Source organism: Pseudomonas sp. SC11, assembly GCF_047039205.1.
In the GTDB taxonomy this organism is placed as follows: domain Bacteria; phylum Pseudomonadota; class Gammaproteobacteria; order Pseudomonadales; family Pseudomonadaceae; genus Aquipseudomonas; species Aquipseudomonas boreofloridensis.
The window spans coordinates 35,950-54,065 of the sequence record NZ_CP178183.1 but is presented as its reverse complement, the minus strand read 5'-3'; the positions used below and the strand labels follow the sequence as shown (position 1 = coordinate 54,065).

The following is an 18,116-nucleotide window of genomic DNA, read 5'->3' as shown; positions in this document are numbered from 1 at the left end:
CTCAAGGATTCAGAGATGATCAAGCCCACTTTATTGCTGTTATCGGTCCTGGTCAGCGCACACGTGCTGGCCAGTGATGAACCGATGGTGGAGGCCTGGCTCACCCCGTCGGTGGCCGTGATGGATGACCAGGGCAGATCCCTGCGTCAGATCGACAGCAGCACCCTGCCCAAACCGGCGCGAGTGGTGCAGTACAACAAGGAACTCGACATCATCCAGGTGAGCCTGCCCGAAGGTCAGGTGTGGATGGACACCATGGCGGTGCGGGTGAACCCGCCGCTCAACAGCGTCAAGTTCCCCTGCCAGACCCTGCCACGGGGCTACTCCGACGACCACCAGAGCAACGGCACCATCGGCTATGGCGCAGGGTGTCAGAAGTGAGCGGCGCGCGGACGAAGTCTGCCTTGGCGTTGATGGCCATGGCGCTGCTGGGCGGCTGCCACACGCTGAACGGCGCCAATGACGCGTTGCAGAACCTGGTGGGGCCCTCCACTCAATCCCGGCTGGAAGGGCGTTACGTCGAGCATGCAGACGTGCGCCAGTATTATCGGGCAGACCCGCAGAAAGCCCAGCAACTGCGCCTGAGCTTCGATGGCCGAGCCATCCCGGCCGACGAAATCCGCCAGCAGGACCTGGTCCGCATCCCTGAGCTGGAGCGCTACCTGCAAACCATCGTCGGCCGCCTGGTCAAAGGCTGGCCCGGTCAGGCTCCGGCGCTGCAGGTGCGCATCGTCAACAGCTATGCCTTCGGCCCCTCGGCCGACCCCTACGGCACGATCTTCGTGCCGCTGGGGATGCTCGACAACGTCGAAAGCGAAGATGAGATCGCGGCCATGCTCAGCCATGAAATGAGCCATGTGCTGCTGCGTCATCACGATCGCCGCGCGGCGTTCCAGGAGCAGAAACAACTGCTGGGCAACATCACCACCACGGTGATCATGGCGACCGTGGCCAAGAACACCCGGCTCGACAGGCAGAGCGGCAAGCTGTTCAGCAAAGACCCCCAGGGCACGCAGAAAACCATCGGCAACACCGTGCTCTACACCTCGCTGGCCAATACCTTTTCGGACAACGTCTGGAGCACCGCCTGGGGGCGGGCGCAGGAAGACCAGGCCGACCTGCTCGGGGCCGATCTGATGATTCGCGCCAACTATGCCCCTCGGGCATCGAGCGTGAGCCTGCAGCGGCTCGACGACTTCCAGGGCAAGCAAAAGCCGCTGCTGACCAGTTTTCTGCAAGAGCGGCAAGCGGCGATGACCGAGTCGCTGATCAAGCTCGACCTCAACCGCACCACCCAGGAGCTGCAGACCCTGCTCAACCAGAGCGTGGGCACGGCCTTGAACGCCACCGGCCAGTACCTGACCCGCTCGCACATGTCGCCGATCCAGCGTGATGAAGAATTGCGCCAGTATCTTCAGCGCGAGTACCGCCAACAGACCCAGGCTCGGGTGAACCGACGCACCTGGCCTCAGGTGCGGGACTCGGCGAGCGTACAACGCGCCCTGCAGGCCTACCGCGACGCCTACGCCGCCACCGCGGCACTGGAACAGAAGAAAACCCGCGAAGCCCAGGCCTTCATCGACCGCGCGCTGGCTTCGCCAGTCGGCAACCAGCCCGGCATCCGCCGCACCGCCTTCACCGTGCACTCGGCCCAGGGCGACAACCGCGCCGCCTTGGCCGATCTGCGGGGTATCGAGGATTGGTCGCTGGCCAGCCCCCTGGTGTACGACTTGATGATCGGCCACCACTTGCGTAACCGCGACCCCCGCGCGGCACTGGACATGATCGACAAGGCCGAACGCAATCTGGGCTCGGAGGAACTGTTCATCACCGAAAAGCTGCTGGCCAATCGGCAGTTGAAGGCCGATGAGCAAGTGCGTCAGGTACTGCGCAAATGCGAGCAGTACCCCAGTCGCAAGGAAGGCTGTCGCAAGCTGGTGCCCAAGCGAGCGTGAAGCCTTCGAGGGCGCGCATCAGGCCTGGGCCAGGCGCCGTAGCCGGCCCTCCACGCGGCGTTTGAGTCCATGCTGTTCGATACGCAAGTGCGAACCGGCGGCCAGGCTCGAACGCCCCCAGTCCTCCAGCAGTTCCAGCACCGAGTGGTCGATGTAGCTCAGGTTGCCCAACGGTACGTGCAGCGTGGTGCCGGGCGGCACGCTTTCCAGCGTCTGGGTCAGTGCTGGCACCTTGAGGAAGGTCGCCGCACCGCTCAAGCGCAGTTCCAGGTGTCCAGGCTCGTCGAGCGGCACCAGGTTGATCTTCAGCCGCGCGGCCTTGAACGCCAGCTTCAGCAAGGTCAGGGCGAAGCCCACCAGCACACCGGTCAGCAGGTCGGTGAAGACGATGGCCAAGGCAGTCGCGGCGTAGGTGAACATCGGCATGCGGCCATAACGGCCCAGGTCACGGAACGCTTTGACGTTCACCAGCTTGATGCCGGTGTAGACCAGCACGCCCGCCAGGCTCGCCACCGGAATCTGCTGCAGCACACTGCCCAGCACCACCACGAAGCCCAGCAGCCACACCCCATGCAGGATCGCCGATGCGCGGGTCTGGGCGCCGGCTTGGACGTTGGCCGAACTGCGCACGATCACCCCGGTCATCGGCAAGGCGCCGAGCAGACCACAGAGCATATTGCCGATACCCTGGGCTGACAGTTCACGGTCGAAATCCGAACGCTGGCCATTGTGCATGCGGTCTACCGCCGCCGCCGACAGCAGGGTTTCGGCGCTGGCGATGAAGGCCAGGGCGAAAGCCGCCACCAGCAGGCTCGGATCGGCCAGTTGCAGGAGGTCGTCAGGACGCAGCCAGTCGATGGCTTCGGAGAGGTCCGCCGGCACCTGCACGCGGTTGACCGGTAGCGCCAGCCACAGGCTGAGCGCAGTCATCGCCGCCACGCCCAGCAACGCACCGGGAATGAAGCGCAGCCGCTGCGGGCGCCAGCGATCCCACCCCCACATCAGGGCGATGGTGCCCAGGCCCAGGGCGCCGGCCTGCCACCCACTGCCGGCGCTCTCCAGCGGCAGCGCAGCGGCGAGGGTGGCGGGGAAGCCCAGCAGGTTGTCGACGCCAGAGGGCTGCGGCGCCGCATCGAACATCACATGCACCTGGGACAGCACGATCAGCACGCCGATGCCCGCCAGCATGCCGTACACCACGGCCGGGGCAGTGACGCGGAACCAGCAACCCAGGCGCAGGCGCCCGGCCAGCAATTGCAGCAATCCAGCCAGCAGCAGGATCGGCCCGAGCATGGCCACGCCATGCTGTCGCACCAGCTCGAACACCAGCACGGCCAGGCCCGCCGCCGGGCCGCTGACCTGCAGCGGCGAGCCGGCGAGAAAGCCGACCACGACGCCGCCGATGATGCCGGTGATCAGCCCTTTGGCCGGCGGCATGCCCGAGGCAATCGCGATGCCCATGCACAGCGGCAGGGCCACCAGGAACACCACGACCGAAGCCAGCAATTCGCGCGGCAGTGCCGCTTTAATCTGTGTCATGTTCACCATGTCGCTCCTTTTCTGATTCACGGCCAATCCACTGGCCGATAGCACGCGGATCCCTGAATCGCGCGCAGGCGCAGGCCGCCAACAGGATTGCCGGCAAGGCGTTCAGGGAAATTCAAGGCAGCCGAAAGCCCTGCCGCGCCAACGGGGCGCAGCCGGCTATCAGGGTTTCTTCAGGTGGTAGGGCAGCTTAGTAGCGGCCTCTCGGAGTCGCGCAGGGCACCGGCTCACCGGCACTGAGCGGAAGGAAGGCGTCGCTGGCCGCATCGTAGGCTTCGATGCGGCTGGTCTCGATGTCGTAGACCCAACCATGGATGTACAACTGGCCAGCCGCCAGACGCGAAGCCACCGAAGGGTGGGTGCGCAGGTGATGCAACTGGGCGATGACGTTTTCCTTGGTCAACACCTGCATGTTCTCGTGCTCGGTGTCGCAGGTGCAGTTGTTCTCGACCACGGTGCGCGCCACTTCGGCGTGGCGCAGCCAGGCCGAGACGGTGGGCATCTTGGCCAGCGACTGCGGGTTGAGCACGGCACGCATGGCGCCGCAGTCGGAGTGGCCGCAGACGATGATGTGGTGAACGCCCAACGCCATCACCGCGTACTCGATGGCGCTGGAAACACCACCGTTCATCTGCCCATAAGGCGGCACCACGTTACCCACGTTACGGGTCACGAACAGGTCGCCCGGCGAGCTCTGGGTGATCAGTTCGGGAACGATGCGCGAGTCGGCGCAGGTGATGAACATGGCGCGGGGTTTCTGCGCGGTGGCGAGCTTCTTGAACAGCTCCTGCTGCTCGGGGAACACGTCATGGTGAAATTTCAAGAAGCCGTCGACGATGTGCTTCAGGGCGGCATCGGCGTTCTCGGCAGGGGCAGCCGGAACGGGCTTGGATGGGTCCTTGATGGGCATGATTCATCCTCTAGACGGTTTTTCGGTAAGCACGAGTCTACCGGGGAAAGATTCTGGCTATGCGAGGAATTAGATGACGCGCACAGCTAATAAATCACAGCCACCTTTGACTGAGTCTTTACGCTAGCGCAGAAAACTTAACTGAAACTGAATTCAGAGGCTCTAGAACGGGCGTTCCAGGTTTTTGCGGAGAGTTCTCGATAATAGCAAAAAAGCATCAATCGCCAATACCCTCCAGCGAAATTATTGGCAGCCATGAGTAAGATTGCGGGGTAGCAGGGCATGTTCAAAACAACGCCATCTGCGCCCCTGGCACGCAAAACGCCGAGCAGTCCAACGCCAACGCCTCGCGTCCGGCAAAGCCCATCTGCCGAGCGGCCTTGGCAAAGCGCTGGGCCAACAGCTCGGCGAACACGCCTTCGCCACGCATGCGCGTTCCGAAACGACTGTCATACAACTCGCCACCCCGGCTCTGACGAATCAGGCTCAGCACATGTGCTGCCCGCTGCGGGTAATGATCCTGCAGCCACTGCTCGAACAGCGGCGCCACCTCCAGCGGCAGGCGCAGCATCATGTAGGCGGCGCTCTGTGCGCCAGCGTCACGCGCCGCTTCGAGCAGGTGCTCCAGTTCGCAATCGTTGATCATCGGAATGATCGGCGAGCACAGCACCCCCACCGGCACGCCTGCTTCGCGCAACACGCGAATGGCCCGCAACCGAGCCTTCGGCGCCGCCGCACGCGGCTCCAGCGTGCGCTTGAGCTCATCGTCCAGCGTGGTGAGGCTGATCATCACCCGCACCAAGCGCAGGCTGGCCAATTCGCTCAGCAGGTCGAGGTCGCGCAGAATCAACGAGCCTTTGGTCACGATGGTCACCGGGTGGCGATAGCGCAACAGCACCTCGAGCAGACGGCGACTGAGCTGGTGGTCGCGCTCGATCGGCTGGTAGGGATCGGTGTTGGCACCCAGGTTGATCGGCGCACAGACGTAACCCGGCTTGCTCAACTGCTGTTCGAGCACCTCGGCGGCATTGGTCTTGGCGATCAGCTTGGTTTCGAAATCCAGGCCAGGGGACAGGTCCCAGTAGGCATGGCTGGGCCGGGCATAGCAGTAGATACAGCCATGCTCGCAGCCGCGGTAGGGATTGATCGAACGGTCGAAGGGCAAGTCGGGGGAGGTGTTGCGGGCGATGATGGTCTTGGCGGTCTCGATCCGCACCTCGGTGCCCTGGGTGACCGGCACTTCCTGATGCCAGCCGTCATCTTCCACCACCGAGATGCTCGGGGCGAAGCGGTTGTGGGGATTGCTGGTAGTGCCACGGCCGCGGACGGGAGCTGACTTCATGATGAAAAACCCGCATTACTGTATGCACATACAGTAATGCGAGTTGGTCATTGCCGCCAGCGGCGTCAGCCGGACGGTGCGATCAGTCGGTCTTCTTCAACTTCGGGTTGGGGAAGAACTGCACGGTCTGCACCTGTACCGGCTGCGCCTTGACCGCCTGCTGGTTGACCCGGGTGCCAAGCTCCTTGGGCACCGAAAGCCCTTGCTCGTTGAGCGTGTCGGTGAAACCGCAGGCCACGCATTCGCGGTGCGGCACGCCGTCTTCGCTCCACATCATCAGCTTGTCCGGCTCACTGCACGCCGGGCAGACCGCCCCGGCGATGAAGCGTTTCTTGGTCGTGCTGGCAGCGCCCTCGCTCATGCCGCGGCCTCTTCGGTCAGACCACTGTGGCGCAACAGGGCATCGATGGAGGGCTCGCGACCGCGGAAGTCGACGAACAGCACCATCGGTGCCCGCGAGCCGCCACGGGCCAGGATCGCCTCACGGAACGCACGGCCGGTGTCGGCGTTGAGCACGCCTTCTTCCTCGAAGCGCGAGAAGGCGTCGGCCGACAGCACTTCGGCCCACTTGTAGCTGTAGTAGCCGGCCGCATAACCGCCGGCAAAGATGTGCGCGAAGCTGTTGGGGAACCGGTTGTAGGCCGGCGGACGCATTACCGTGACCTCGTCGCGCACGCCCTCGAGCACCTGCAGCACGCTGCGGCCATCGCCATGGGTGGCGTGCAGTTCGAAGTCGAACAGGGAGAACTCCAACTGGCGCACCATCATCATGCCGGACTGGAAGTTCTTCGCCGCCAGCATCTTGTCCAGCAGGTCCTGGGGCAGCGCTTCGCCGGTTTCATAGTGACCGGAGATCAGCGCCAGGCCTTCCGGCTCCCAGCACCAGTTCTCCATGAACTGGCTCGGCAACTCGACCGCATCCCAGGCCACGCCGTTGATGCCTGAAACACCGGCATGCTCGATGCGGGTGAGCAGGTGATGCAAGCCATGGCCGAACTCGTGGAACAGCGTGGTGACTTCGTCGTGGGTGAGCAACGCCGGCTTGCCGGGCGCTGCCGGGGTGAAGTTACACACCAGATTGGCCACCGGGCTCTGCAACGCGCCTGCGGCGGTGCGGCGACGGTCGCGGGCGCCGTCCATCCAGGCGCCGCCGCGCTTGTTGGCGCGGGCATAGAGGTCGAAGAAGAAGCGCCCCACGTGTTGGCCGTTTTCCTTGATCTCGAACAGGCGTACGTCCGGGTGCCAGGCGTCGAAGCCCTTGAGCTCAGCGATTTCGATGCCGTACAGGCGCTGGACGATGCTGAACAGACCGCCCAGTACCTTGTCGATCGGGAAGTAGGCGCGCAGGGCTTCCTGGGACACGCTATAGCGCTGCTCGCGCAGTTTTTCCCCATAGTAGCCGGCGTCCCAGCTCGACAGCTCGGCGCAGCCCTGCTCGGCGGCATAGGCCTTGAGCTGCTCGAGGTCCTGGACGGCGAACGGCTTGGAGCGCTTGGCCAAGTCGCGCAGGAAGCTCAGCACCTGGTCGCTGGACTCGGCCATCTTGGTGGCCAGGCTCAGTTCGGCGTAGTTGGCGTAGCCGAGCAACGTGGCCAGTTCCTGGCGCAGATCGAGAATCTCGGCCATGACCGGACCGTTGTCGAACTGACCGGCATTAGGCCCCTGATCGGACGCGCGGGTGCAGTAGGCGGCGTACAGTTCTTCACGCAAGGCGCGGTCGTTGGCATAGGTCATCACCGCGTAGTAGCTGGGGAACTCCAGGGTGATCAGCCAACCGTCCAGCCCTTTGGCCTGGGCGGCGGCGGCCATCTGCGCCTTGGCCGACTCGGTCAGGCCGTCCAGCGCGGCTTCGTCGGTGACGTGCTTGGTCCAGGCCTGGGTGGCGTCGAGCAGTTGGTTGGAGAAGCGGCTGCCCAGTTCGCTGAGGGTGCTCTGCACGTGGGCGTAGCGCTGCTGTTTGTCGGGCGACAGATCGATGCCCGACAGGCGGAAGTCGCGCAGGGCGTGTTCCAGAATGGTTTTCTGCGCCACGTCGAAACCGGCGGCTTCCGGGCTGTTGGCCAGGGCCTGGTAGGCGTCGAACAGCGCGCGGTTCTGCCCCAGTTCGGTGGCGTAGGCGCTCAGCGCCGGCAGGCACGATTCGTAGGCCTCGCGCAGCGCCTGGCTGTTGCACACCGCATTGAGGTGGCTGACCGGGCTCCAGGCCGCGCCCAGGCGGTCATTGAGTTCATCCATCGCCAGCACCAGGCCAGCCCAGGAGGGGTTCTTGCCCTGCTGCTCGAGGATATCGGCGATGGCCTTGCGGTTGTCGGCCAGGATCTGCTCGATCGCCGGCAGCACGTGTTCGGCACGGATCGCGGAGAAGGGCGGCAGGTCATGGGACTGCAGAAGCGGGTTGTTCGCACTCACGGTTCGGATACCTTGGCAGGAGAAACACTGCACCATCTTAATTACAATCGACGCCGACCGCAGCAGGCAGCCTGCCTATCGGCACCGTAGAGGAATACGATCATGGCCATCCGCACCTTTCGCGACCACACGCCAAGCCTCGGCCCACGCGCCTTCGTCGACCGTTCGGCGGTGGTGATCGGCGACGTGCAGCTCGGCGAGGACAGTTCGGTCTGGCCATTGACGGTGATTCGTGGCGACATGCACCGCATCCGCATCGGTGCGCGCACCAGCGTGCAGGATGGCAGTGTGCTGCACATCACCCATGCCGGGCCGTTCAACCCCGACGGCTTCGCGCTGATCATCGGCGACGAGGTGACCATCGGCCATAAGGTCATGCTGCACGGCTGCACCCTGGGCAACAGGATCCTGGTCGGCATGGGCAGCACGGTGATGGACGGCGCCATCGTCGAGGACGAGGTGATCATCGGCGCCGGCAGCCTGGTACCGCCCGGCAAGCGCTTGGTCAGCGGCTACCTGTATGTCGGCAGTCCTGTGAAGCAGGCCCGACCACTGAGCGAAAACGAACGCGCGTTCTTTGCCTACAGCGCCAACAACTATGTGAAGCTCAAGGACCAGCACCTGGCCGAAGGCTACGATCAACCGGAGCACCCCTGATCCATGCACCAGCAAACCGTTCTTTTCGACCTCGACGGCACCCTCACCGATCCACGCCTGGGTATTACCCGCTCGATCCAGTACGCGCTGGCCAAGCTGGGCATCGACGAGCCGGACCTGACCCGCCTGGAGCACTTCATCGGCCCACCGTTGCTCCAGGCGTTCATGCAGTTCTATGGCTTCGACGAGGCCAAGGCCTGGCAGGCGGTGAATTTCTACCGGGAGCGCTTCAAGGTCACCGGGCTGTACGAGAACCACGTGTTCGAAGGCGTACCTGCGCTGCTGCAAGCCCTCACCGAGCAGGGCCGCACGCTGTATGTCGCCACCTCCAAGCCCTGGGAGTTCGCCCGCGAGATCGCCCGACACTTCGCCTTCGACCGGCACTTCAAAGTGATCTACGGCAGCGAGCTGGATGGCACGCGCACCAACAAGGTCGAGCTGATTCGCCATCTGCTGGATGAAGAGCGGCTGGATCCGGCGCAGACGCTGATGATCGGTGACCGCAAGCACGACCTGATCGGCGCCCACAGCAACGGCCTGCAGGCGGTCGCCGTGGGGTATGGCTTCGGCAGCCGCGAAGAGCTGGCCGCCGAGACCCCGGCTTTCCATTTCGAGACGGTGGCCGACCTGCACCGGGCCTTCCTGGCCGCTTGACCGCCACAAGGGCCGCCTGGCGGCCCCGAGCGCTACCGGCTTGCGCCCAACCGCTGCAACGCCGCCTGGCGCTCATCGACCGACAGTCGTCCCACGTCCTCGACCCGCCGATAGAATTTCGTCCAATCCCCGCCGACCTCGCGGTACAGCGCGGCGAAGGCCGGCACCCACTGGTCATACAGCCCGAACGGCAACAGTTTGGCGTTGCTCATCGGTCCATAGACCCAAGCGTCGTAGCGTGTATCGCCACCCCAGTCGCGGTCGCGTATCTGTCGGTAATCCCGGCGCAGGCGCTGGAACTCAGCTTGCTTGGCCACGCGCTTTTCGCCATCGCTCGATGGCTGCGCGTAGATCGCCTGCAGTCGATCGCGGCTGGCCAGCACCAAGCGCACGAACTGCTCACGCTGACCTGCGCCATCCTCATGTTCAGCCGGTAGCCCGCGCGCTCGGCGCCATTGGCGAGTGCCCTCCTGCTCGACGAAGGTGGCGAAAGACTCGTTGAATGCGGTGTCGTCCTTCACGTAGAAACGCTGATGCGCCAACTCGTGGAAGATCAAGGTGGCCAGCCGCTCATCGTCCCAGCGCAGCATCGACGAGAGAAGCGGATCGTCGAACCAGCCCAGTGTGGAATAGGCCTCCACGCCCCCTACATAGACATCCAGCCCTTCCTGGCGCATCACCGCCGCCGCCCCACGCGCCGCGCCCTGGTGGTAATAGCCCCGGTAGGCTACACACCCGGCGATGGGAAAACAGTGGGTGATGGGCTGCAGAGACAGCTCCGGCGTGGCGAAGACGTTCCACACCACATAGGGGCGGCCGAGGTCGGCGTAGACGCGATAGCTGCGGTTATCCGGCAGTTTCAGCCGCTCGCTGGCAAAGACGCGGGCCTGCTCGGCCTGTGTCAGACGTTGGCGCAGCCGTGGGTCGGTGGCCGGATTGGCCACCACCTGCTCGACCGGCTGGCGCGCCCGCAGCAGTTGCCATTGCCCTTGGGCCAGCTGCCCGTAATAACCCACGGTGCCGCAGCCGCTGAGCAGCAGCGCTGCCGCCAGCGGAACAAACACCGTGAAAACGCGGTCCAGAGCCCGGCGGCCTGAGCGCTGTCGTGCAAAACGTCGAAGCATAGGGGCTGTTCATCCCGCTCAAGGCCAGTGCGTGCCAAGACTATCTTGCCAAGGGACCTTTTCGCCATGCGTACACTGTTTGCCATCGGCACCTTCGGGCTGCTGGGCGCCTGCTCCACCTTGCCCGACCCGGACCCCAACCAGGCCTGGGTCGATCTCGCCCCGGGCGATGACACCTCGCTGCACGCCGTGCAGGTCGATGAGCGCGACTGGAGCGACAACCGCTATTTCGAAGTCCCGCCGGGTCGCCATGAGCTGACCGTGCGCTACCAATTCCCAGTGTCGCCGAGCAACATCGGCCCGGTCGCAGAACCGCTGTGGCGCGACTGCCAACTCAACCTCACCTTCAAGGACTTCAACGCCGGGCAGCGTTATCGCCTGCAAGCGGGCAGTATCGGCTTGCGGCCTTGGGTGAAGCTGTATGACGGGCAGCAGAAACTCATGGGACAAGGCGAGCCAGCGGGATGCCAGCATGGCTGATCGACGCTATGCTTGTGCCTTGTGACCCGCAAGCGGAGTTTCACCATGCGCCAGCCCATGATGCTGTTCGCCCTCAGTGCACTGGGGGCTTGCGCCAGCCCCTTGCCCCCGAAAGATCCGGCCCAGGCGTGGATCGACCTCTACACCGTCACGCCGGGTCGCGTGATCATGGCCGACAAGCTCGACGGCAAGCGTCTCGATGACGGCCGCTACTTCCAGGTCGCCCCCGGCCGTCACGAGCTGGTGGTGCGCTTCGACTACGAACTTACAGCGGGCCTGTTCACCACCAGCCCAACTGAGCGCACCTGTTACCTGACCGTGCGCTTCGACGACTTCAAAGCTGGTGAGCATTACCGCCTGGAAGCGCGGGCGCCGGCGATGCAGCCTCAGTTGTACCTCTACGATGCCGATCGCCAAGTGCTGGTGGACGAGCCTGCCGAGGTGTTCTGTATTCCTTGAAAGCAGCGGGGCCACTCGGCGTGGCCCCAGGGCTTATTCATCATTCTTCTGGTAGATGATCTTGCGGGTACCGTTATCGCAACTGCCGACGACCATGTTCTGGTCACTGACTTCGCTGTTGGAGACGATTTCCAGCGTGTAGGAGGGCACTCCAGCGGCCTGGATCTTGGCTTCGATCTCAGCCTTGAGTTCCTCGCAAGGCTTGGGTGCGGCCAATACCGAAGTGGCCACCAGCGAGCCCAGAACGACGGATGCTACGCGGATCATGGAACGGCTCCTGAAGGGGCAGGCAATCTGCCGACCCCTGCAGAGTACAACAAAGCCCGGCTTACGAAAGCAGGGTGGCGTCGAGGGTGATCTTCGCGTTGAGCAGCTTGGACACCGGACAACCGGCCTTGGCCTTGTTGGCGATGTCGTGGAACTGCTGATCGCTGGCGCCCGGCACCTTGGCCTTGAGAATCAGATGTACGGCGGTGATGGCGAACCCGTCATCCTGCTTATCGAGGGTCACCTCAGCGGTAGTGTCAATACGCTCCGGCGTAAGGTTCTGTTCACCGAGCATCATCGACAAGGCCATGGAGAAGCAGCCGGCATGCGCCGCGCCAATCAGCTCCTCCGGGTTAGTCCCCGGCAACCCCTCGAAACGGGTGTTGAAACCGTAGGGGTTCTGCTTCAGCGAGCCGCTCTCGGTGGACAGTCGGCCCTTGCCATCCTTGAGCCCACCTTCCCAGATCGCCGATGCTGTCTTTTTCATGTTGCCTCCTGGACATACGGTTAAGGTCTACAAGGTTCTGAGGCTCCACCCCACAGCAAGTTCAGACCAATCCACGGTCTGCCATTGAATCGTTCAAGCAGCGCCCATACAGAGAACTGTAAGGCCCATTGGCCCACCCACTGCCTGCGGAGGTTGCGATGACGCAGCTGCATGACCTGAAGATCTCCACCCTCGACCTGGTACCGGTGCGCGCCGACAGCGGCCCAGCCCAGTCCCTGCACAACGCTCTGGACCTGGCCCGGCATGTCGAACGCCTGGGCTACCACCGTTTCTGGGTGGCCGAGCACCACAACATGGATGGCATCGCCAGCTCGGCGACCTCGGTGCTGATCGGCTACCTGGCTGGCGGCACCTCGCGCATCCGCATCGGCTCGGGCGGCGTGATGCTGCCCAACCACGCACCGTTGGTGATCGCCGAACAGTTCGGCACCCTGGCCAGCCTCTATCCCGGTCGCATCGACCTGGGCCTGGGCCGTGCGCCGGGTTCCGACCAGATGACGGCCCGCGCCCTGCGCCGCGAGCGATCGGGCAGTGCTGACGATTTCCCCGATGATGTCGAGGAGCTGTCACGCTACCTCGGCCCGCGCACCGACGACCAGAAGGTCATCGCCGTGCCCGGCCACGACACCGAGGTGCCGATGTGGCTGCTCGGCTCTAGTCTGTTCAGCGCCCAGTTGGCCGGTATGCGCGGCATGCCTTACGCCTTCGCCTCGCACTTCGCACCGCGCTACATGCATGAGGCGATCCGCATCTACCGCGATCACTTCAAACCTTCGACCACGCTGGACAAACCCTACGTCATGCTGGGCATCCCGATGGTAGTGGCGGAAACGGACGAGCAGGCCGAATACCTGGCTACGTCGGTGTACCAGCGCATCCTCGCGCTGATTCGCGGGCAGAGCCTGATGCAGCGCCCGCCGGTCAAGAGCATGGACGGCCTGTGGCTGCCGCACGAACGCGACGCGGTGGGGAGTTTCCTTGGCCTGGCGATGATAGGCAGCCCAGAGAAAGTCAGGGCAAAAGTTGAGGTGCTGCTGGAGCAGACCGGCGCGGATGAGCTGATCTTCACCTGCGACCTTTACGAGCATGCCGATCGCTTGCGCTCCTACGAGTTGCTGGCGCAGGCCTTGAAGGCTTGAGGCATCAGGAACGACAAAGCCGCTACCTTGAAGTAGCGGCTTTGTCATGAAACGTGATCGATCCGCGAGGCGCCATGAGTGGGCGCCCGCATCGCCTCAACCGCGCTTGTAGTTGATTTCCTTGGTGTCGCCTTCGCAAGTGCCTACGACCTTGTCCTTGGCGGTACCTTTGTCGACGATATCCAGCGTGTAGCTTTGCACACCCTTGGCATCGAGCTTGCTCGCAATCTCGGCCTTGAGCTCTTCACACGGCTTGCCGGCCGCCAGTGCGCTGCCTGCAAGCACCATCAAACCTGCTGCGAGAAACACTTTCTTCATCGTTGTCGTTCCTTGTGCGGATCAAAAAAGCAGAGTAGGGCAGCGGCCCATCCCGGTGCCCCTGGAAACTCATACCCTATAACGCTGATACAGGCCAGCGCGGCGCTGTTTTCAGCTGTTGGCAATACGGAAACCGACCTTCAGCGTGACCTGATAATGGGCCACTTTGGCATTCTCGATATGGCCACGGGTTTCGACCACTTCGAACCACTGCATGTGCTGGATGCTCTGGGAGGCCTCCGACAGCGCATTGTTGATGGCGTCTTCGATGCTGGTGGTCGAGGAACCGACGATTTCGACCTTCTTGTAGGTGTGATGCTCGGACATGGATGCGCTCCTTGGATCAAGTGTCTGACAGGGCCGGACAGCCCAGGCCTGGTTTACCTGCGAGCCCGGAATCGCCTGGAAAGTTCGATCGCACTTTCGCGCCGCAGCGCAGTCGCACCTATATCACCCCTACTCAGCGAAGGAGAGTCCACATGGCCCGTAATGCACTGCGCAAGACCTCACTGGAAAGCATGGAAGCCGAGATCGAAAGCCTGCTCAAGACCCTGGAAGAGCTCAAGGGCGACGCTTCGGAAGAAACCCAGAAAACCATGAAGGCCCTGCGCGGCAACGCTCAGAACGCCCTGAAGCATTCGCGCAACTTGCTGACGGACGCTTACGAGGAAGTGAAGACCCGCACCAAGGAAACCGGCATCGCCACCCGCGACTACGCTCAAGAGCACCCTTGGACCACCGCTGGCGTTGCGGTTGGCGCCCTGGGCCTGCTGGCTGCCTTCCTGCTGTGCCGTCGTAACTAAGCCTTTACCGCTAAGCCGGCCCTACTCAGCCGGCCCTTGCAACTCCTGGCGCAGCCACTGCGCCAGTTGCTCGGCGCGCCCATCTGCGGCGCGTCGAGGCACCCACAATGCCAGCGCCGCCGGCGTTGGGGAGAAGCCCCAAGGTGCAGCCAGGCGTCCAGCCCGCAAATCGTCCGCCACCAATGGTTGCGGGGCGATCGCCACCCCCAGTCCTGCCATCGCCGCTTCCAACAGATAGTACAAATGCTCGAACGCCTGACCGTAGGTCAGCGCGTCAGGGTCGAGCCCGTGGTGTGTGGCCCATGTCGGCCAGGCCTGGGGCCGAGAGGTGGTGTGCAATAGCGCTTCGCCCTGCAATGACGGCGCGGGCGCGTCGCACAACTGGGCGAATCTCGGAAAATGGGGACTGACCACCGGCCCGATACGCTCTTGCGCCAGCACATGCACCTGCATGTCGCTCGGCCACGGTGGTTCGGCGTACACCAGCAACGCGTCGAGTCCCGGACGCCGAGGATCGAGGTCGCCTTCCCCAGCCGACAGGTGCAGTCGCAGGTGCGGCAGGTCGGCCTGCAAACGCCCCAGACGCGGAATGAACCAACGTGCCAGTAGACTGCCGGAACAGCCCAGCACGAAGGGCGCCTGGCTAGGATCGCGGCTCAACTCGCTGCAGACGCCGCGCAGCCGGTCGAACGCCTCCGCGCTGGCATCACGCAGGCGGATGCCGGCATCTGTGAGTTTGACGCCACGGCCGTCCTTGACGAACAAGGCCACCCCCAAATGCGCTTCGAGCACCTTGATCTGGCGGCTCACCGCGCCATGGGTGACATGCAGCTGTTCTGCCGCTTGGCTGACGCTGTTCAGCCTAGCAGTGACCTCAAAGGCCCGCAGGGCATTGAGCGGTGGGAGATCTTGACCCATAACGTGTGAGTTTTCCTGACGTGTTGCTGCAATCTTATCGGTTTTCAGCGCGACCAGGGCTGGGTAGAGTAAAGCCCATCGACCGGTGGCACGCCGCACGGTCCTCTTCTTACGAATCCAGATGGAGCGTCCCATGACCCAGCCCAAATACCGTCCCGGCCCCGACGCCAACGGCCTGTTCGGTTCGTTCGGCGGCCGCTACGTGGCCGAAACCCTGATGCCCCTGGTGCTGGACCTGGCCCGCGAGTACGAAGCGGCCAAAGCGGACCCTGAATTCCTCGAGCAACTGGCGTATTTCCAGCGCGACTACATCGGTCGGCCCAACCCGCTGTACTTCGCCGAACGCCTGACCGAACATTGCGGCGGCGCGAAGATCTTCCTCAAGCGCGAAGAGCTCAACCACACGGGCGCGCACAAGGTGAACAACTGCATCGGCCAGGTCCTGCTGGCCAAGCGCATGGGCAAGAAGCGCCTGATCGCCGAAACCGGCGCCGGCATGCACGGCGTGGCCACCGCTACCGTCGCTGCGCGCTTCGGCCTGCCCTGCGTGATCTACATGGGCGCCACCGACATCGAGCGTCAGCAGGCCAACGTGTTCCGCATGAAGCTGCTGGGCGCCGAGATCGTCCCGGTCACTGCCGGCACCGGCACCCTCAAGGATGCCATGAACGAGGCGCTGCGCGACTGGGTCACGAATGTCGACGACACCTTCTACCTGATCGGCACCGTCGCCGGCCCTCACCCGTATCCGGCGATGGTGCGTGACTTCCAGTCGATCATCGGCAAGGAAACCCGCGCCCAGTTGCAGGAGAAGGAAGGTCGCCTGCCCGACAGCCTGGTCGCCTGCGTCGGCGGTGGTTCCAACGCCATGGGCCTGTTCCACGACTTCCTCGAAGATGACAGCGTGCAGATCATCGGCGTCGAAGCTGGCGGACACGGTGTGCACACCGACAAGCACGCAGCCAGCCTCAATGGCGGGGTACCGGGCGTGCTGCACGGCAACCGCACTTACCTGCTGCAGGATGCCGACGGCCAGATCACCGATGCCCACTCCATTTCCGCCGGCCTGGACTATCCCGGCATCGGCCCGGAGCACGCCTACCTGCACGAAGTGAAGCGCGTCGAGTACGTCAGCATCACCGACGACGAGGCCCTGGATGCCTTCCACGCCACCTGCCGCCTGGAAGGCATCATCCCGGCCCTGGAAAGCGCTCACGCCTTGGCCGAAGCGCTCAAGCGCGCGCCGAGCCTGCCCAAGGATCACTTGATGGTCGTGTGCCTGTCCGGCCGCGGCGACAAAGACATGCACACCGTGATGAATCACATGGCAGCCCAGGAGAAACAGGCATGAGCCGTCTTCAACAACGCTTCGCCGAGCTGAAGGCCGAAGGCCGCTCGGCACTGGTCACCTTCGTCACTGCAGGCGATCCGGGCTACGAAGCTTCGCTGGAAATCCTCAAGGGTTTGCCCGATGCCGGTGCCGACGTGATCGAACTGGGCATGCCGTTTACCGACCCCATGGCCGATGGCGTGGCCATCCAGCTCGCCACCCTGCGTGCGCTGGAAGCCGGCCAGACCCTGGCGAAAACCCTGCAGATGGTTCGTGAATTCCGCGTTGGCAACCAGACCACGCCGATCGTGCTGATGGGCTACTACAACCCCATCCATCGCTATGGCGTGCAAGCCTTCGTCGCCCAGGCCCAGGAAGCCGGGGTTGATGGCCTGATCATCGTCGACCTGCCGCCGGAGCACGACGCCGAGCTGGCCACCCCGGCCCAGGCTGCCGGCATCGACTTCATTCGCCTGACCACGCCGACTACCGACGATGCACGCCTGCCGCGTGTATTGGAGCGCAGCTCCGGCTTCGTCTACTACGTGTCGGTGGCAGGTGTGACCGGTGCCGGCTCAGCCACCACCGAACACGTACAGGACGCCATCGCCCGCCTGCGTCGCCACACGGACCTGCCGATCAGCGTCGGCTTCGGCATCCGCACGCCGGAGCAGGCGGCGGCTATCGCCAGACTCTCCGATGGCGTAGTGGTGGGTTCGGCACTGGTCGACAAGATCGCCCAGGCAAAAACGCCCGGCCAGGCGGTCACCGATGTGCTGAGCCTGTGCTCGGCGCTGGCTGAGGGCGTACGCGGCGCCAGGGGATAATCGGCGTTTGCAGAGACTGCGGCTCTCTGACCGTGCGCATTGAAGGGCCTACCTGATATTTCTGTCAGTAGCCAAATCTACTCAACATACACAGGATTGGGTCTCCAATTCTGCTGAAGGAGTAGCTGTCATGCGCATGGTCTCTATTACCCTACTAAGTCTTTTCATGGCGGGCTCGGCGATGGCAGCCACCGTCTGTCCAGACCCCAAAGACATCAAAGAGGCCTCGGCCCAAACCACCCAGGATGGTTTCGATGGGTACGAGTATTCGGCCATGGACGGTAAGTGGAAGGGCTTCGCGGCCAACGCCGATGATAAAGGCACAAAAGAGATCGAGCTTGGAACGTTGAAGCTAGATAGCTCCAGAGAAGGCGCAACGTCAGTGATCTGCCGCTACATGGACGCCAAAAAAGGCGGCCTCAGCCTTTCGAGCAAGAAATGAGCTAAGCTCGCATAGTTGATTGCCCCAGC

General features: G+C 63.7%; 22 protein-coding genes. 11 read left to right on the top strand and 11 right to left on the bottom strand.

Annotated features, from left to right (window positions below):
• Positions 1 to 15: 15 nt before the first annotated feature.
• Together ACK2SD_RS00270 and ACK2SD_RS00265 are read left to right on the top strand one after the other, a co-directional pair.
• Positions 16 to 381, top strand: coding sequence for a hypothetical protein (locus ACK2SD_RS00270; protein WP_304483009.1), 366 nt, complete (start codon positions 16 to 18; stop codon positions 379 to 381).
• Between the two features lie 32 nt (positions 382 to 413).
• Positions 414 to 1,955 (top strand): M48 family metalloprotease, encoded by a 1,542-nt coding sequence (locus ACK2SD_RS00265; RefSeq protein ID WP_412462365.1) that lies wholly within the window; start codon positions 414 to 416, stop codon positions 1,953 to 1,955.
• 18 nt (positions 1,956 to 1,973) lie between these two features.
• On the opposite strand, the gene ACK2SD_RS00260 is transcribed toward ACK2SD_RS00265, so the two are convergent.
• The 5 genes from ACK2SD_RS00260 to prlC all read right to left on the bottom strand — a co-directional run bounded on the left by ACK2SD_RS00260 (position 1,974) and on the right by prlC (position 8,197).
• Complete coding sequence (locus ACK2SD_RS00260) at positions 1,974 to 3,503, bottom strand: SulP family inorganic anion transporter (protein ID WP_412461068.1); 1,530 nt, start codon at positions 3,501 to 3,503, stop codon at positions 1,974 to 1,976.
• Between the two features lie 187 nt (positions 3,504 to 3,690).
• Positions 3,691 to 4,410: a carbonic anhydrase gene (locus ACK2SD_RS00255; RefSeq protein WP_029612492.1), complete on the bottom strand. Its 720-nt coding sequence runs from the start codon at positions 4,408 to 4,410 to the stop codon at positions 3,691 to 3,693.
• A 286-nt stretch (positions 4,411 to 4,696) separates the two neighbouring features.
• The gene (locus ACK2SD_RS00250) at positions 4,697 to 5,752 is read right to left on the bottom strand and encodes a PA0069 family radical SAM protein (RefSeq protein ID WP_412461067.1); all 1,056 of its coding nucleotides are present in this window, start codon (positions 5,750 to 5,752) and stop codon (positions 4,697 to 4,699) included.
• 82 nt (positions 5,753 to 5,834) lie between these two features.
• Positions 5,835 to 6,113 carry a YheV family putative zinc ribbon protein gene (locus tag ACK2SD_RS00245; protein WP_412461066.1) on the bottom strand — a complete coding sequence of 93 codons (279 nt, stop codon included), beginning with the start codon at positions 6,111 to 6,113 and terminating at the stop codon, positions 5,835 to 5,837.
• On the bottom strand, positions 6,110 to 8,197 hold the full coding sequence (gene prlC / locus ACK2SD_RS00240; protein ID WP_412461065.1) for an oligopeptidase A: 2,088 nt from the start codon (positions 8,195 to 8,197) through the stop codon (positions 6,110 to 6,112). The genes ACK2SD_RS00245 and prlC overlap by 4 nt, the downstream gene beginning before the upstream one ends.
• Positions 8,198 to 8,263: 66 nt before the next feature.
• Between prlC and ACK2SD_RS00235 the strand changes: the two genes are divergently transcribed.
• Together ACK2SD_RS00235 and ACK2SD_RS00230 are read left to right on the top strand one after the other, a co-directional pair.
• The gene (locus tag ACK2SD_RS00235; protein ID WP_412461064.1) at positions 8,264 to 8,818 is read left to right on the top strand and encodes a gamma carbonic anhydrase family protein; all 555 of its coding nucleotides are present in this window, start codon (positions 8,264 to 8,266) and stop codon (positions 8,816 to 8,818) included.
• 3 nt (positions 8,819 to 8,821) lie between these two features.
• Positions 8,822 to 9,472, top strand: a complete 651-nt coding sequence (locus tag ACK2SD_RS00230; protein ID WP_039582084.1) for an HAD family hydrolase — start codon at positions 8,822 to 8,824, stop codon at positions 9,470 to 9,472.
• 32 nt (positions 9,473 to 9,504) lie between these two features.
• Here ACK2SD_RS00230 and ACK2SD_RS00225 read toward each other — a convergent pair whose 3' ends face one another.
• The gene (locus ACK2SD_RS00225) at positions 9,505 to 10,596 is read right to left on the bottom strand and encodes an aminopeptidase (RefSeq protein WP_412461063.1); all 1,092 of its coding nucleotides are present in this window, start codon (positions 10,594 to 10,596) and stop codon (positions 9,505 to 9,507) included.
• 66 nt (positions 10,597 to 10,662) lie between these two features.
• Between ACK2SD_RS00225 and ACK2SD_RS00220 the strand changes: the two genes are divergently transcribed.
• Positions 10,663 to 11,076, top strand: a complete 414-nt coding sequence (locus ACK2SD_RS00220) for a hypothetical protein (RefSeq protein WP_039582094.1) — start codon at positions 10,663 to 10,665, stop codon at positions 11,074 to 11,076.
• A gap of 45 nt (positions 11,077 to 11,121) precedes the next feature.
• A complete protein-coding gene (locus ACK2SD_RS00215; protein WP_039582097.1) occupies positions 11,122 to 11,535 on the top strand; it encodes a hypothetical protein in 414 nt (137 codons plus the stop codon).
• A 33-nt stretch (positions 11,536 to 11,568) separates the two neighbouring features.
• On the opposite strand, the gene ACK2SD_RS00210 is transcribed toward ACK2SD_RS00215, so the two are convergent.
• Positions 11,569 to 11,802, bottom strand: coding sequence for a DUF1161 domain-containing protein (locus ACK2SD_RS00210; RefSeq protein WP_029612486.1), 234 nt, complete (start codon positions 11,800 to 11,802; stop codon positions 11,569 to 11,571).
• A 61-nt stretch (positions 11,803 to 11,863) separates the two neighbouring features.
• On the bottom strand, positions 11,864 to 12,289 hold the full coding sequence (locus tag ACK2SD_RS00205) for an OsmC family protein (protein ID WP_412461062.1): 426 nt from the start codon (positions 12,287 to 12,289) through the stop codon (positions 11,864 to 11,866).
• A 158-nt stretch (positions 12,290 to 12,447) separates the two neighbouring features.
• Here ACK2SD_RS00205 and ACK2SD_RS00200 point away from each other — a divergent pair, with 158 nt between their 5' ends.
• The gene (locus ACK2SD_RS00200; RefSeq protein WP_039582102.1) at positions 12,448 to 13,449 is read left to right on the top strand and encodes an LLM class flavin-dependent oxidoreductase; all 1,002 of its coding nucleotides are present in this window, start codon (positions 12,448 to 12,450) and stop codon (positions 13,447 to 13,449) included.
• 96 nt (positions 13,450 to 13,545) lie between these two features.
• On the opposite strand, the gene ACK2SD_RS00195 is transcribed toward ACK2SD_RS00200, so the two are convergent.
• Both ACK2SD_RS00195 and ACK2SD_RS00190 read right to left on the bottom strand, forming a co-directional pair.
• A complete protein-coding gene (locus ACK2SD_RS00195) occupies positions 13,546 to 13,767 on the bottom strand; it encodes a DUF1161 domain-containing protein (RefSeq protein WP_412461061.1) in 222 nt (73 codons plus the stop codon).
• Positions 13,768 to 13,878: 111 nt separating this feature from the next.
• Positions 13,879 to 14,094, bottom strand: a complete 216-nt coding sequence (locus ACK2SD_RS00190; protein ID WP_029614865.1) for a dodecin — start codon at positions 14,092 to 14,094, stop codon at positions 13,879 to 13,881.
• A gap of 152 nt (positions 14,095 to 14,246) precedes the next feature.
• Between ACK2SD_RS00190 and ACK2SD_RS00185 the strand changes: the two genes are divergently transcribed.
• On the top strand, positions 14,247 to 14,570 hold the full coding sequence (locus ACK2SD_RS00185) for a DUF883 family protein (protein WP_029614866.1): 324 nt from the start codon (positions 14,247 to 14,249) through the stop codon (positions 14,568 to 14,570).
• 21 nt (positions 14,571 to 14,591) lie between these two features.
• Here the strand turns inward: ACK2SD_RS00185 and ACK2SD_RS00180 are convergent, their stop codons facing one another.
• Positions 14,592 to 15,488, bottom strand: a complete 897-nt coding sequence (locus ACK2SD_RS00180; RefSeq protein ID WP_412461060.1) for a LysR family transcriptional regulator — start codon at positions 15,486 to 15,488, stop codon at positions 14,592 to 14,594.
• A gap of 133 nt (positions 15,489 to 15,621) precedes the next feature.
• Between ACK2SD_RS00180 and trpB the strand changes: the two genes are divergently transcribed.
• The 3 genes from trpB (at position 15,622) to ACK2SD_RS00165 (ending at position 18,087) form a co-directional block, all read left to right on the top strand.
• Positions 15,622 to 16,839, top strand: coding sequence for a tryptophan synthase subunit beta (gene trpB, locus ACK2SD_RS00175; protein ID WP_039582111.1), 1,218 nt, complete (start codon positions 15,622 to 15,624; stop codon positions 16,837 to 16,839).
• Complete coding sequence (gene trpA / locus ACK2SD_RS00170; protein ID WP_412461059.1) at positions 16,836 to 17,645, top strand: tryptophan synthase subunit alpha; 810 nt, start codon at positions 16,836 to 16,838, stop codon at positions 17,643 to 17,645. The genes trpB and trpA overlap by 4 nt, the downstream gene beginning before the upstream one ends.
• A 130-nt stretch (positions 17,646 to 17,775) precedes the next feature.
• Positions 17,776 to 18,087 (top strand): hypothetical protein, encoded by a 312-nt coding sequence (locus tag ACK2SD_RS00165; protein WP_412461058.1) that lies wholly within the window; start codon positions 17,776 to 17,778, stop codon positions 18,085 to 18,087.
• Positions 18,088 to 18,116 lie beyond the last annotated feature (29 nt).

Excerpts from the sequence above, each read along its gene's own strand:
- ACK2SD_RS00245 (WP_412461066.1), bottom strand. The coding sequence starts at position 6,113 with ATGAGCGAGGGCGCTGCCAGCACGACCAAGAAACGCTTCATCGCCGGG.
- ACK2SD_RS00200 (WP_039582102.1), top strand. The coding sequence starts at position 12,448 with ATGACGCAGCTGCATGACCTGAAGATCTCCACCCTCGACCTGGTACCG.
- ACK2SD_RS00265 (WP_412462365.1), top strand. The coding sequence starts at position 414 with ATGGCCATGGCGCTGCTGGGCGGCTGCCACACGCTGAACGGCGCCAAT.
- ACK2SD_RS00185 (WP_029614866.1), top strand. The coding sequence starts at position 14,247 with ATGGCCCGTAATGCACTGCGCAAGACCTCACTGGAAAGCATGGAAGCC.
- trpB (WP_039582111.1), top strand. The coding sequence starts at position 15,622 with ATGACCCAGCCCAAATACCGTCCCGGCCCCGACGCCAACGGCCTGTTC.
- ACK2SD_RS00225 (WP_412461063.1), bottom strand. The coding sequence starts at position 10,596 with ATGCTTCGACGTTTTGCACGACAGCGCTCAGGCCGCCGGGCTCTGGAC.
- ACK2SD_RS00230 (WP_039582084.1), top strand. The coding sequence starts at position 8,822 with ATGCACCAGCAAACCGTTCTTTTCGACCTCGACGGCACCCTCACCGAT.
- ACK2SD_RS00205 (WP_412461062.1), bottom strand. The coding sequence starts at position 12,289 with ATGAAAAAGACAGCATCGGCGATCTGGGAAGGTGGGCTCAAGGATGGC.
- ACK2SD_RS00260 (WP_412461068.1), bottom strand. The coding sequence starts at position 3,503 with ATGGTGAACATGACACAGATTAAAGCGGCACTGCCGCGCGAATTGCTG.
- ACK2SD_RS00235 (WP_412461064.1), top strand. The coding sequence starts at position 8,264 with ATGGCCATCCGCACCTTTCGCGACCACACGCCAAGCCTCGGCCCACGC.
- ACK2SD_RS00210 (WP_029612486.1), bottom strand. The coding sequence starts at position 11,802 with ATGATCCGCGTAGCATCCGTCGTTCTGGGCTCGCTGGTGGCCACTTCG.
- ACK2SD_RS00255 (WP_029612492.1), bottom strand. The coding sequence starts at position 4,410 with ATGCCCATCAAGGACCCATCCAAGCCCGTTCCGGCTGCCCCTGCCGAG.
- ACK2SD_RS00165 (WP_412461058.1), top strand. The coding sequence starts at position 17,776 with ATGCGCATGGTCTCTATTACCCTACTAAGTCTTTTCATGGCGGGCTCG.
- ACK2SD_RS00215 (WP_039582097.1), top strand. The coding sequence starts at position 11,122 with ATGCGCCAGCCCATGATGCTGTTCGCCCTCAGTGCACTGGGGGCTTGC.
- ACK2SD_RS00180 (WP_412461060.1), bottom strand. The coding sequence starts at position 15,488 with ATGGGTCAAGATCTCCCACCGCTCAATGCCCTGCGGGCCTTTGAGGTC.
- ACK2SD_RS00195 (WP_412461061.1), bottom strand. The coding sequence starts at position 13,767 with ATGAAGAAAGTGTTTCTCGCAGCAGGTTTGATGGTGCTTGCAGGCAGC.
- ACK2SD_RS00190 (WP_029614865.1), bottom strand. The coding sequence starts at position 14,094 with ATGTCCGAGCATCACACCTACAAGAAGGTCGAAATCGTCGGTTCCTCG.
- trpA (WP_412461059.1), top strand. The coding sequence starts at position 16,836 with ATGAGCCGTCTTCAACAACGCTTCGCCGAGCTGAAGGCCGAAGGCCGC.
- prlC (WP_412461065.1), bottom strand. The coding sequence starts at position 8,197 with ATGGTGCAGTGTTTCTCCTGCCAAGGTATCCGAACCGTGAGTGCGAAC.
- ACK2SD_RS00220 (WP_039582094.1), top strand. The coding sequence starts at position 10,663 with ATGCGTACACTGTTTGCCATCGGCACCTTCGGGCTGCTGGGCGCCTGC.
- ACK2SD_RS00250 (WP_412461067.1), bottom strand. The coding sequence starts at position 5,752 with ATGAAGTCAGCTCCCGTCCGCGGCCGTGGCACTACCAGCAATCCCCAC.
- ACK2SD_RS00270 (WP_304483009.1), top strand. The coding sequence starts at position 16 with ATGATCAAGCCCACTTTATTGCTGTTATCGGTCCTGGTCAGCGCACAC.